Below are 12897 nucleotides of genomic sequence, written 5' to 3' on the forward strand. Positions count from 1 at the left end.
CTTACGTCTGGAGGAGCAGGGTTAGGCCCCCTGTGGTGTAGCAGATCATCAGGATCAGCAGCGGGATCTGGCCGGTGAGTGCGCGGGCCGGGGGGAAGAGGTGGACCGAGCGGTCGTGGGCGGCGATCACGCCGAGGACGTGGCCGGTGACGATTGCGGTTACCTGGAGCGTGGCGAGGCCGGCGGGGGAGAGTGGATCCGCAGGTGGGGCGGGATTGTCAGTGCCCCATGCGATGGTGACTGTGCGTGGGGCTTCGGTGGCTAGGAGTGAGAAGTAGTGGGCGATCAGATAGCCCGTGGCGATGGGCAGGAGGGAGTGGGCGAAGGCGGGGACGGGGCGGGTGGTGAGTTGGTCGCCGCGGGAGATCAGGCGGGCGGCGTGGGCGCAGGCGGTGTAGAGCACGGCGACGAGGAGACAGGCGGTGGCCAGGCCCGCGGTGGCGGCTCCGGTCCGGCCGAGGGAGGAGGTCTGCAGGGTGTTGATCCACCAGGGGGCGGCGGAGAAGCCGTCGTAGGCCGTGCTGCCCAGCATCACGCAGACGGTGGCGGCGAGTCCGGGCGCGGCGGGGACGGCGTCCAGGCTGTGGAAGGGGTTGCGCAGCACGATCCGGCGGTCGCCGGGGCGTCGGCCGAGGGGGGAGAGATGACCGAGGAGGGCGGAGTACGTCTCGAAGGCGTCGCCGCGGTCGAACCAGCGCGCGCCGTACCGGGCGGCGCAGGCGAGCTGCACGGCGGTGTAGCAGGCGAGGAAGGTGAGCAGGGTGGTGCGGGAGGCGGGTTCGGGTGAGGCGAGTTCCAGCCAGGTGAAGGCGAACAGTCCGGCGGCGGCGGGCCAGTAGCCGAGTCCCCCGGGCAGCGGGCGGCCCGCGTGGATGTCGCGGTGGAGGAGGCGGCAGCCGGCGGCGTGCAGGGCGCGCAGGGGGTTGAGCGGGCGCCAGACGGGGCCGAGGAGGAGGGAGGCGGGGACGAGGCCGACCCAGAGGAGGACGTAGACCGCGCCGGGGGCCGGGTTGCGGTCGGGGTCGTCGGGGCCGAGGAGGAGGTGGGCGGCGACGAACAGGGCGGCGGCGAGGCCGAGGACGCGCAGGGTCCGGCGCAGCGGGCGGCCGTCGAGGGCCCGTTGCAGGACGGCGGGCAGTGCGCGGCCGGCGGTGGCGCCGGCGAAGCGGGGGGTGGGCCACAGGAGGCCCAGCGCCAGGAAGGAGACGAACAGGGCGGCGAACGCGCCGGCGTAGGCGTAGAAGCCGGAGATCGGCAGGTCCTGGCGCCCGCCGATGCCGTGGGCGAGCAGCACACCGGCGCCGGTGTGGGGCGCCGTCGGTGGCAGCGGCATCAGCGGACCAGGAGTTGGGTGAGGATCAGCTCCGACTCGTGGGTCTCCACCTCAAAGAGGCCCGTGCGGTCGACGGTGAACGACAGCGTCGTGGCCCGGCCGGCGGCGAGGGCGGTGGACGCGTCGACGCCGTGGACGTGGAGCTCGTCGGCGCGGTCGGTGGTGACGACGAGGGCGACGCGGTCACCCCGGTCGAGCTCGATCCGGCCGGGGGGCGGGGTGACCTTTCCGCCGGCGACGGTGATGCGCACGGTCTTGTCGGGGAGGCCGTCGTCGGGGGTGTCCTGGGCGCCGCTGCCGTTGCTGCCGTCGCCGTGGTCGTCGTCGTGCAGGTCGCTGCCCGACTCGTCCGGGGGCTGGGTCGCCGGGTCGACGGGGCCGGTCGCCGTGTCGTGGCTGGTGCCGGGCTTGTGGTGGGTGGTCGGACGGGAGCAGCCGGCCGCCGTCAGGGCCGCGGCGAGCACCAGGGCGAGGACGAGCGTACGGGTGCGGCGGGCGGTGGCGCGGCGTCCGTGGGTCCGGGGCGTGGAGGCGTCGCGGGCGGAGGCGTGGTGCGTGGAGGCGCGGTGTGTGGGGGTGAGGTGTGTGGGGGTGCGGTGCGTCATGCGGTGGCAGCCTTCGGGTCAGGGTCAGGGTCGGGGCCGGGGTCGGTCGGGCCGTCGTCGGTGGCCGGTGCGGTCGCGGCCGGGACGGGCTGCTCCGTCCCGGCGTCCGGGTTCACGCCCTGGTCCGGGTCCACGTCCGGGTCCGGCGCCGCGTCCGCGTGCAGCGGCTGGCGGGCCGCCGCGACCACCGCCCAGAGCACCCAGACGATGCCCACGAGCGTGCGCAGCCACGCCGGGCCGAGCGGTGTCCACGGGATCAGCACGACCGTCTTGTCGAAGGCGTCGAGCAGGGTGAGCACGCCGAGCCCGACGGTCACCCAGCCGAACACCGTCCGCTGCTCCCGCAGCCGCCACCCCGTCACACCCCACCACAGCCCGAGCAGCAGCAGCGCCACCGGAGGGATCGCCGTATGCGCGTACGAGCTCGCCGACCCGATCACGTCCAGCACCAGCCCCGCCAGCCCCACTCCCGCGGCGGCCGTCCCCCACCGGTCCCGGCGCAGGGTGCGCCACCACAGCATGCCGCCCACCAGCGCCAGCACCGCCGCCACCGCGAGCGCGATCTGCGTCTCGACCCGCTCGACGCCCCGCGCCCCGTACCAGTCGCACCCGGCAGGCAGCTTGCGCGCCTTGACGTCGTACTCCGCGCACACCAGCAGCTGCGCCAGCTTCACCGGCTCGCCGACGATCCGGTCGCTCCCGCCCGAGACCTCGCCGGGCGAGGAGCCGCACGACGGCAGGGTCGGCGGGTTGCTCGGCCCCGAGAGGTCCGACCAGCAGTTCCCCTCGCCCTGCCCGTCCCACCACACGGACGTCTTGTTCGGCCGCGAGTTGCCCTGCCGGTCCACCCCGAGGTGGTTGCCGATGTAGCGGTTGTGGTGCGAGGTGTCCCACTGCTTGCCGACGCTGTTCTCGCCGCGGATGAACGCCGGCACCGAGTGCAGCACGAACGCCGTGCGCTGCTGCCCGTAGATCCAGTTGTCCTCGAACAGGTTGTAGTTCCCGCCGGCCGTGATGACGCCCGACCCGACCGGCACCGAGATCTGCGGGCACACCACGCCCTTCTCGTAGCCGCGTTCGGCCGGCGGCTTGGCGCAGGTGCCGTCCCGGACGTACCGATAGTAGTCCAGGTTGTTGTCGTGGATCAGATTGCGTTCGAACTTCGCGTGGTCCTGCGGCAGTCCGGGATGCCCGGGGAAGGCGCTGTCCATCGTGGCGCCGGCCATGTTGTGGTCGAACTCGTTGTCGTGCGCCCAGACCGAGTTACCGGCGGTGCCCGAGTAGCCGACCATGTTGTGGTGGCTGCGGCAGCCCGTGATCTCCATCGAGTAGCGCTCGACGTCGTAGCCCCGGCCGCTGTTCACGTCGGACGCGCTGCCCGGGTAGATGCCCGAGTCGCCGTTGCCGTACGACTCGCAGTCCTTGTACAGCCCGTGGTCGCTGGCGAACGTCAGGAAGCCGTACTCGTCGTTCCACCGGGTCAGCACGTCGTCGATGACGAACCCGTCGCCGGCCAGGATGTAGAGGGAGTTGAACGTGGACCGCTGCGCGGTGAAGTTCCGGAAGTAGATCCCGTCCGAGCCGTCCGCCCGGATCACGTTCAGCTTGGTGTACTGCCCGTCGATGATGACGTCGCCGCGGCTCGCGCCCGTCCCCTCGATCTGCAGGTCCTTCTTGCCGAGGATCGCGATCAGGTTCTGGTTCGCGGGGCACTGCTTCTGCTGCTCGTACGACAGGATCTGGTACCCGAACGACGAGTCCGGCGCCTTCAGCTCCGCGCACTCCCCGCCGGGTTCGTGCTGGGTGGGCTCCTCCTGATAGAGCCCCGGCAGGATCGCGATGTTCGTGCCCGCCTCGTCGACGGCGTCCACGGCCTCCTGCACATGCCGGAACCCGTCGTCCTGGCACCGCTCGAAGAGCCGCAGATTCCGCTCCCGCAGCTCCGCCGGGAACCCGGCCACCCGCCGCTCGAAGTCGGCCCGGTCCGACTTGCACACCAGCAGATCGGGCTCCCCGTCCCGGTACTCGGGCACGCTCCCCGACCCGTCGGGAAACCCGACCGGCCGCTCCTCGTGCGCCGCCGCGGGCGCGGCTCCGGCGAGCACAACCACACACGCCGCCAGGGCTGTCAGGGCCTTACGGATCCTCGGCATGGCGGCAGAGTAGAGCAATGTTCACGTTTCCGGGACCCCGTCGGCAGCACGGAAAGCGGACGGTGGGAACCCGGCTCCGCGCGGCTGGTCGCCGGTGTCGCGGACACCGGTAGGCTGCGGCTCCGTTTCGTCGAAAACATGGAGGTGGGGGGCATGACTCAGGAGGAATCGACCGTATTGGTCCAGTCGGCGCCGCGGCCGGCCATGGTGCCGGTCGTCGGTGCCGCGTGCTGGACCGTCGCCCTGCTCGGCGCGAGCGCGGCGGCACAGCTGCTGATCCTGCAGACCAACATCACGGTGTGGGCCGACGAGCTCGACGCCACCGCCGCCCGGAGTCAGTGGGAGGACACCGACCTGCTCCAGGGGCTGGCGATCGTCTTCACCGCGTCGGCGTTCCTCGTGTGGTTCAGCCGCTGCTACACCAACGCCGAGCATCTGAGCCCCGGGAGCCAGCGGATGCGGCCGGGCTGGATCTATCTGAGCTGGCTGATCCCGTTCCTCAACTGGTGGCTGCCCAAGCGGATGGCCGATGACATCTGGCGGGCCTCCGCGGCGGGGCCGCGCATACTGCTCACCACCTGGTGGGCGACGTGGGTCGGATCCAGCGTGGCCGCGACCGCCGGAAGCGTGCTGGCCCTGGACGCGACCGGGGCCGCGGAGCTGCGCCCGGCCCTGGCGGCGTATCTGGCGGACGACGTCCTGACCCTCGCCGCGGCGGCGTTCGGCATCGCCGCCGTCCTGCGGCTGACCGCAGCCCAGCGACGCGCCTTCGCCTGAGCCGGGTGGGACGGCCCGGGGCCGTCCCACCCCCACGCTCCGTACGTGATCAGTGGACGTTGACCGCCGCCCACCCGCGGTCGACCGCCTGCTGCTGGGCGCTGCCGTCACCGAACAGGTCGGCGGCGGCCTGCAGCGTGGCGATCCGGGCGTCCGCGTAGTCCGTGCGCTTGGTCATGTAGACGGTCAGCGCCCGGTACCAGATCTGCTCGGCCGCGGCCCGGCCGATCCCGCTCACCGGCTGCCCGTCGAACGTCGGGCTGTCGTACGTCACGCCGTTGATCGTCTTCTGTCCGCTGCCCTCGGAGAGCAGGTAGAAGAAGTGGTTGGCCACACCCGACGAGTAGTGCACGTTCAGCTTGCCGAGCTTGACCGACCAGTAGTCCGCCGACACCCCGTCCTTCGACGGCTCGTCCATGAAGCGCAGCGGCGTGCCGTCGCCGAAGAGGTCGACCTCCTCACCGATCAGATAGTCGCCGGTGTCCTCGGAGTTGTCCGCGGAGAACTCCACCGCGGTGCCGAAGATGTCGGAGGTCGCCTCGTTGAGCCCGCCGGACTCCTTCGAGTAGATGAGCCCCGCGGTGGCCGCGGTGACACCGTGCGACATCTCGTGCCCGGCGACGTCCAGCGCGGTCAGCGGGTGGGTGTTCTCGATGCCGTCGCCGTACGTCATGCAGAAGCAGGAGTCCTGCCAGAAGGCGTTGACGTAGTTGTCGCCGTAGTGGACCCGCGAGTACGCGGCCTGCCCGTCGTCCGCGATGCCGTTGCGGCCATGGGTGTTCAGGTAGTAGTCCCAGGTCGCGGCGGCGCCGTAGTGGGCGTCGACCGCGGCTGTCTGCGGGTTGGTCCCGGTGCCGTCGCCCCAGGTGTCGTCGGCGTCGGTGAAGGCCGTGCCCTGGCCCTTGGTGGCGTGGTTCAGGTCGTACGTGGTGTGCCCGCCGCGTCCGGCGTCGGTCAGTACGAAGCCGCCGTCGACCGCGGTCGTGCCCAGGGCCACCGTGCCGGCGTACATCGAGTTGCCGGTGCCCTCCGACCGGACCGCCTCGTACGAGTACAGCTCCTTGCCGTTACGGGCGTCGGTGATCGTGTGCAGCTCGCTCGGGGTGCCGTCGGCCTGGGTGCCGCGGGTGACGGTCTCCCACGCCAGCACCGGCTTGTCGGCACCCGCCCAGACCACCTTGCGGGAGTCGCCGCCCGGGGTCACGCTCGCCTTCGTGTCGACGGCCGGGCTGCCCCTGAGCTTCTTCGTGACGCCGAGCGCCCTGCCGTCCTTGCCGGTGTGGACGACCAGGTCGCCGCCGAGCACGGGCAGTCCAGCGTACGTGCGCTCGTAGCGGGTGTGGACGGTGCCGTCCCGGTCCTTCAGCACGTCGCGTACGACGAGCTGTTCCGACGCGCCGAGCTTCAGCGCCTTGGCCGTGGCGGCCTTTCCGGCGTCGGCGGACTTGATGAGTGCGGTGCGCTCGCCCGGCGAGAGCTTCGCCGGCAGCGCGCCCGGATCGGGCTGCGCCGGGGCCGCGCCCGCGGGGCCGCCGAGGGCGGTGAGTCCGGTGGCGAGCAGGGTCGCTGTCGCCAGGGCTACCGCCGTACGGGGTGGGATACGCACGCTGGAACTCCTTTGCTGCGGATGCTGCGAACAGATGTGCGCGGGGGGCAACGGAGGAGCCTGCCATGTCACGGCGCCGCGGAACAGGGGGCGAGCGGGGAAAACGCGAACCGGCGCCGCCCCCTGGGGGAAGGACGGCGCCGGTGGTGAGCGGTGTGTCCGTAACGCCCGGCCGCTGCTAGAAGGTGAGCTTCCAGCTGTTGATGTAGCCGGTGTCGAGCGAGGCCACGTCCTGGACGCGCAGCTTCCAGACGCCGGCCGCGGTCTCACTGGAGGCGTTGACCGTGTACTGGGCGATCACGTCGTCGGCGGAGCCGTCGCCGGAGTTCTTCAGCCGGTAGGCGGTGCCGTCGGGGGCGATCAGGTCGATGACGAGGTCACCGCGGTAGGTGTGGACGATGTTGACGTCGACCAGCAGGGCGGACGGCGCGCTGCCCGTCACGTCCACCGTGATCGGCGACTCGACCTGGCCCCGGTCGGGGATGTTGTAGTCGGCGGTGTTCTCGAACACCCGCGGCGTGGGGCCGCCGCCACCCGCCGACCACTTCCAGCTGTCGATGTAGCCGATGTCACCGCCGGCCACGTCCTGGACGCGCAGCTTCCAGGTGCCGGTCGCGACCTCGCTGGAGGCGTTGACGGTGTAGGTGGCGATCACGTTGTCGGCGGAGCCGTCGCCGGAGTTCTTCAGCCGGTAGGCGGTGCCGTCGGGGGCGACCAGGTCGACGACGAGGTCACCGCGGTAGGTGTGGATGATGTTCACGCTGACCTGGAGGTTGGCCGGCGCGTTGCCCGCCATGGTGACGGCGATCGGGGACTCCACCGTGGAGTAGTCGCTGATCGCGTAGTCGGTGGTGTTCTCGAACTCCGTCTGGGTGCCGTCACCGACGGTCCAGGCGAAGGACGCCGTGCCCGAGCTGTTCGCGGTGTCGCGCACCGTGACGGTCACGTTGGACGAACCGAGGGTGGTCGGCGTACCGGAGATCAGACCGGTGGAGGCGTTGATCGACAGGCCGGCCGGCAGACCGGTCGCGGCGTAGGTCAGCGCGCCCGGGTTGGTGGACGTGGCCTGGATCTGCAGGGTGTCCGGCTGGTTCTGGACGGAGGACTGGGCACCGGGGTTGGTGACCGTGACACCGTCGACGATCCGGGCGCCGACACCGATGCCGGCCCAGGCGTTGGCGACGTTGTTGTACGTCACGCTGCCCTGGCCGAAGAGCTCGGCGGCGGCGGCGAGCGTGCCCGTACGGGCTGCGGCGTAGTTGGTGTTCGAGGTGAACTTGGTGGTCAGCGCGCGGAACCAGACCTTCTCGGCGTTGGCCCGGCCGATACCGGTGACCGGCAGACCGTCCGCGGTGGGGCTGTTGTACGAGACGCCGTTGACCACCTTGGCGCCGGAGCCCTCGGAGGCCAGGTAGAACCAGTGGTTCGCCGGACCGGACGAGTAGTGCACGTCGATGCTGCCGATGCCGGAGTACCAGTTGTCCTTGGACGCGCCGTCCCTGGACGGCTTGTCCATGTAGCGCAGCGGGGTGCCGTCGCCGTTGATGTCGATCTCTTCGCCGACGAGGTAGTCACCGACGTCGTTGGGGTTGTTCGCCGCGAATTCGACGCCCGCGGCGAAGATGTCGGAGGTCGCCTCGTTCAGACCGCCGGACTCACCGGAGTAGACGAGACCGGCGGTGGCCGCCGTGACACCGTGCGACATCTCGTGCGCGGCCACGTCGATGGACGTCAGCGGGTGGGTGTTGCCCGAGCCGTCGCCGTAGGTCATGCAGAAGCAGGAGTCCTGCCAGAAGGCGTTGACGTAGCCACTGCTGTAGTGGACGCGGGAGTACGCGCCGACGCCGTCACCGCGGATACCGGTACGGCCGTGCACGTTCTTGTAGTAGTCCCAGGTCAGCGCGGCGCCGTAGTGGGCGTCGGCGCCGGCGGTCTCCAGGTTGGTGGGCGTGCCGTCGCCCCACACGTCGTCCGGGCCGGAGAAGAGGGTGCCGGTTCCGGAGGTGCCGCGGTTGAGGTTGTACGTCTTGTGGTTGCCGCGGGTGGTGTCGGTCAGCGTGTACGTGCTGCCGGACGCCTGGGTGCCCAGGGTGACGGAGCCGGAGTACATCGTGTTGCCGGTGCCGTTCTCGACGCCCTGGTAGCGGAACAGCTCCTTGCCGCCGGCCGCGTCGGTGATCACGTGCAGCTCGTTGGGGGTGCCGTCCTTCTGCAGTCCGCCGACGACCGTCTCCCAGGCCAGCACGGGGGTGCCGGCCTCCGCCGCCCAGACGACCTTGCGGACGCTGTCGGCCGCGGTCTTGACGCTGCCCTCCTGACGGGACTCGGCGAGGGCGTATGCCTCGGCGCTGTCCGCGGACTCGGCGGCCGTCGTGGTGGCAGGCGCGATATCCGACTTGTGCGCCATGGACACGCCCTTGAGCTTGCCGCCCTTGGCCTCCGACACGACCATGTCGCCGCCCAGCACGGGCAGACCCTTGTACGTGCGCTCGTAGCGGGTGTGCGTCGTGCCGTCGGCGTCCTGGACGATGTCACGGACGACGAGCTTCTCCTGGGCGCCGAGGCCGAGCTGCCGGGCCTTGTCGGCCTTGCCGGCGTCGGCGGCCTTGATCAGCTCCGTGCGCCTGGCGGGGGAGAGCTTCGCGGGAAGCGTTCCGGCGTCGGCCTTTTCCACGACCTTCGCCGGAGCCGGGGTCGCCTGCGGTGAGGGTGCCGCCGTCGCGGTGCCGAGCCCGGTCGCGGCGAGTGCTGCTGCCGCGAGCAGGGCCAGCGCCGCCGTCCGGCGTTGGGGGGTGCGCGTCACTCGGACTCCTTCTGCCGGGCCGCCGCGCCCTGTGGGGCGGGCGGCCTGCTACGGACCGAACGGCCGGTCGTGGCCGGTCGGGCAGAACAAGCGGTGGTGCGGATTGCGGGGAAGCCCAACGGGCTGACGGAAGAATCCCACTACGACACGTACATGTCATGTACCGATCCGTAGGTTGGCCGGATCTCGCGCGTCGTGCGTGAATGTGCGTTCGCGTACGAGAGATGCCAGGTCGGCGAAGGTGAAGCTGAGGCGCTCGGAACGGATCGTTCCTGCCCCGCGCGGGGCTCCGGGCCGGAAATCGACGGTGTGAGGGGTGGGTGTTGTGACGGGTGACAGAGATGACCCGCGTGCTCCGGCCGCCGTCCTAACGCTCGGGCACCCGCATCTCGAACCAGGTGCACTTCCCGCGCGGCAGCAGATCCACGCCCCAGCGGTCCGCGAGCTTGTCGACCAGGAACAGTCCCCGCCCGCTGGTGTCCATCTCGCGTACGGGGAGCAGGCACGGCAGCCCCCGCGAGGGATCACGCACCTCGACCCGGATCCAGCCCCGGCGGCGCGCCATCCGCAATCCGAACGTCCGGGCGCCGGTGTGCCGGACGGCGTTGCCGACCAGCTCCGAGACCAATAACACCGCGAACTCGGTGAGCTGCGTGTTCAGCCCCCAGGCCCCCTGGGCCACGGACTGGGCGAGCCGGCGGGCGGTGGCGGCGGACTCGGGCCGCGACGGCAGCCGGACCTCGTCGACGGAGGGGTCGCCGCACAGCTCCAGCGCCCGGGCCGCCGCGTCGTCCGCGGCGCCGCCAGGCCGGCGCGGGCGCGTCACCGCTTGCGCCTGCCGCACTGGCTGCTGCGTTCCCTCCGGTCCCGCCATGCCCCCCATCATGGCCGGGCGCGACGGATCGCGGAGGGGTTCCGGTCGATTCGGTCGACCGGAACCCCTCGTTCCGAACCCGGCTCCAGGCATATGCCAGAAGCATCTCTATGTCGGAGCAGGTGAGTTGACCTGCGCAAACACCGGGCTGTCCGGGGGTGGTGCGCGGTGGACGCGCGTCAACTCCTTAAGGTTCTCTTAAGGTTGCGTCAAGTCACCACCCGGACGGCCGTCCCTCTAACGGAACGTGGCCTTGCCCGGTCCGTCCTCCACGAAGCTGCGCATCCCGGTCTCCCGGTCCTCGGTGGCGAACAGTCCCGCGAACCAGTTCCGCTCGATCGCGAGCCCCGTCTCCAGGTCCGTCTCCAGCCCCGCGTCCACCGACTCCTTCGCCGCGCGCAGCGCGATCGCCGGCCCCGCGGCCAGCCGCGCCGCCCACGCGTGCGCCTCGGTGTACACCTCGGCGTCCGGCACCACCCGGTCGACCAGGCCCATGGCGAGGGCCTCGGGCGCCTTGACCATCCGGCCGGTGAAGATCAGGTCCTTGGCCTTCGACGGGCCGATCAGCCGGGGCAGCCGCTGGGTGCCGCCCGCGCCCGGGATCAGGCCGAGCAGGATCTCCGGCTGGCCCAGGCGCGCCGACTCGCCCGCGAAGCGGACGTCCGCGCACAGCGCGAGCTCGCAGCCGCCGCCCAGCGCGTACCCGGTCACCGCGGCGACCACCGGCTTGGGGATCTTCGCCACGGCGGTGAACGCGTCCTGCAGGCCCCGGGCCCGCGCGACCATCGCCGCGTGGTCCATGACCTGCATCTCCTTGATGTCGGCACCGGCCGCGAAGACCTTCTCGCCGCCGTACACGACGACCGCGCGGACATCCTCCCGGCGGGTCGCCTCCCCGGCCAGCTCCCGGATCCTCTCCTGGGTGGCGATGTCGAGCGCGTTCATGGGCGGGCGGTCCAGCCGGATCGTACCGACGCCTTCGGAGACCTCGAGATGTGCAGTCATGCACCAGAGGTTAGCGGTCACTAACGTCCGCGAGCCCGGTGCGCTTGCTCACACCGGACACGACGAAGCCCGGCACCGCGGGGCGCCGGGCTTCGTTACGGTCGGTCGGGGGCGGTCAGCTCTGCGGAGCCGTCCACTCGTCCCACGACAGGTTCCAGCCGTTCAGACCGTTGTCGGGCTGGACCGTCTTCTCCTCGGAGTTCTTCACGACCACCACGTCGCCGACGATGGAGTTGTTGAAGAACCAGGCCGCCGGCATCGCGTTGTTCCCCGCGCCGCGGACGTCCTGCAGACCCACGCAGCCGTGGCTGACGTTCGCGGAGCCGAAGGTGGCGGCGGACGCCCAGTAGTTGCCGTGGATGAACGTGCCCGAGTTGGACAGCCGCATAGCGTGCGGCACGTCCTTGATGTCGTACTCACCCTTGCCGTCGTCGTCGGTGAAGCCGACGGTGGCGCCGTTCATCCGGGTGACCTTGAGCCGCTCGGTGATCACCATCTGGCCGTTCCACGTCGGGTTCGACGGGGCGCCGGAGGTGATCGGCATGGTCTTGATGACCTTGCCGTCGCGCTCGATCGACATCTGGTGCGTCTTGGAGTCGACGGTGCTCACCTGACGGCGGCCCACCGTGAAGCTGACGTCCTTGGCCTGCTTGCCGTAGACGCCCTTCTCGGCCTGGACGCCGTCGAGCCGCAGGCTCAGCGTCACCTTGGTGCCGGCCGCCCAGTAGTCCTCCGGGCGGAAGTCCAGGCGCTGGTTGCCGAACCAGTGGCCCTCGACCTCGACCGGCGGGTCGGCGGTCACGGTGATCCCGCTCTCCACCGCCTCACGGTTCTTGATGGCGCGGTTGAAGTTGATCGACACGGGCATGCCCACGCCGACCGTCTGGCCGTTCTCCGGCGTGAAGTAGCCGATGAAGGTGTTGGCGGGGACGACGGTGGTGAAGCTCGCGGTCTTGGCGGACGCCAGCCCGTCCTTGTCCTTCGCGATGGCGTTGACCTTGTACTTGGTCTGGGTACGAAGGTTGCCCTTGGGCTGCCACACGGTGTCGCCGGCGCTCAGCTCGCCCTCGACCTCGGTGCCCTTGGAGTCCGTGACCTTGACGGTGACGAGCTTGCCCTTGCTGGCGCTGATCTTCAGCGCGCCCTCGGTCGCGACGTTGTCGGTGCCGTCCTTGGGCGAGATCGACACCACGGCCTGCGACTCCTTCTTCGCGGACGAGCCGCTGCCGCCGCCGGTGCCCGCGCCGTCGCCGGAGTCCGAGTCACTGCCGCCGCACGCGGCGCCCAGCACGAGCACCATCCCGGCGAGCAGCGCCGTCATGCCCCGTCGTGTCCGTGATCCGCGGCGGGCGGCCCATCCGCCCGCTATTCGATCCCTGTTCAAAACCGCGCTCTCCCCTCGAGTGCCCGCCGGTCTGCACCCCCGTGCACACGTACATTCTTCGACTAGATAACCATACGGAAAGAGCGTTCAGGCCCCCGCTGTGTCACCGTTCGGTCCCAAGTCACAGGCGTTTCAAGGGAAGCGGGAAACCCACCCGTCACCAGGGGCGCGACGCTCTCCCGGGCGTTCGTACGGGCGCCGGCGGGACCGGCCCGGACCGCAGCGGTGTTCGGACGCCGCCCGGACGGGCAGAAAAGGTAGGAGGACGGGACACCCCGGAACAGAACCGAAATACAACCGGAACCCAAACGGAACCGGCAGGAGACCTCCCGGGGTGCGGACCGAAGCCACCGCGAG

General features: G+C 70.9%; 9 protein-coding genes. 1 reads left to right on the forward strand and 8 read right to left on the reverse strand.

Going from position 1 to position 12897, the window contains the following annotated elements:
- Position 1: 1 nt before the first annotated feature.
- Genes SRB5_RS11095 through SRB5_RS11105 form a run of 3 tightly spaced genes read right to left on the reverse strand, consistent with a single transcriptional unit; the run spans position 2 to position 4091 of the window.
- Positions 2-1333: a hypothetical protein gene (locus SRB5_RS11095; RefSeq protein WP_153451429.1), complete on the reverse strand. Its 1332-nt coding sequence runs from the start codon at positions 1331-1333 to the stop codon at positions 2-4.
- Positions 1333-1938 carry a hypothetical protein gene (locus SRB5_RS11100; protein WP_228389951.1) on the reverse strand — a complete coding sequence of 202 codons (606 nt, stop codon included), beginning with the start codon at positions 1936-1938 and terminating at the stop codon, positions 1333-1335. Before SRB5_RS11100 ends, SRB5_RS11095 begins: the two co-directional genes overlap by 1 nt.
- Positions 1935-4091 carry a right-handed parallel beta-helix repeat-containing protein gene (locus tag SRB5_RS11105; protein ID WP_153451431.1) on the reverse strand — a complete coding sequence of 719 codons (2157 nt, stop codon included), beginning with the start codon at positions 4089-4091 and terminating at the stop codon, positions 1935-1937. The genes SRB5_RS11100 and SRB5_RS11105 overlap by 4 nt, the downstream gene beginning before the upstream one ends.
- A gap of 153 nt (positions 4092-4244) precedes the next feature.
- On the opposite strand from SRB5_RS11105, the gene SRB5_RS11110 reads away from it, so the two are divergent.
- The gene (locus tag SRB5_RS11110) at positions 4245-4868 is read left to right on the forward strand and encodes a DUF4328 domain-containing protein (protein ID WP_194292898.1); all 624 of its coding nucleotides are present in this window, start codon (positions 4245-4247) and stop codon (positions 4866-4868) included.
- 49 nt (positions 4869-4917) lie between these two features.
- Here the strand turns inward: SRB5_RS11110 and SRB5_RS11115 are convergent, their stop codons facing one another.
- From SRB5_RS11115 to SRB5_RS11140, 5 genes are all read right to left on the reverse strand, one after another.
- A complete protein-coding gene (locus SRB5_RS11115; RefSeq protein WP_323377709.1) occupies positions 4918-6474 on the reverse strand; it encodes a M4 family metallopeptidase in 1557 nt (518 codons plus the stop codon).
- 178 nt (positions 6475-6652) lie between these two features.
- A complete protein-coding gene (locus tag SRB5_RS11125) occupies positions 6653-9277 on the reverse strand; it encodes a M4 family metallopeptidase (RefSeq protein ID WP_407703901.1) in 2625 nt (874 codons plus the stop codon).
- A gap of 367 nt (positions 9278-9644) precedes the next feature.
- A complete protein-coding gene (locus SRB5_RS11130; protein ID WP_153451434.1) occupies positions 9645-10151 on the reverse strand; it encodes an ATP-binding protein in 507 nt (168 codons plus the stop codon).
- Between the two features lie 237 nt (positions 10152-10388).
- A complete protein-coding gene (locus SRB5_RS11135; RefSeq protein WP_153451436.1) occupies positions 10389-11156 on the reverse strand; it encodes an enoyl-CoA hydratase/isomerase family protein in 768 nt (255 codons plus the stop codon).
- Positions 11157-11271: 115 nt separating this feature from the next.
- Complete coding sequence (locus SRB5_RS11140; protein WP_153451438.1) at positions 11272-12477, reverse strand: L,D-transpeptidase; 1206 nt, start codon at positions 12475-12477, stop codon at positions 11272-11274.
- Positions 12478-12897: the final 420 nt, after the last annotated feature.

The organism is Streptomyces smaragdinus (genome assembly GCF_009604385.1).
GTDB lineage: Bacteria > Actinomycetota > Actinomycetes > Streptomycetales > Streptomycetaceae > Streptomyces > Streptomyces smaragdinus.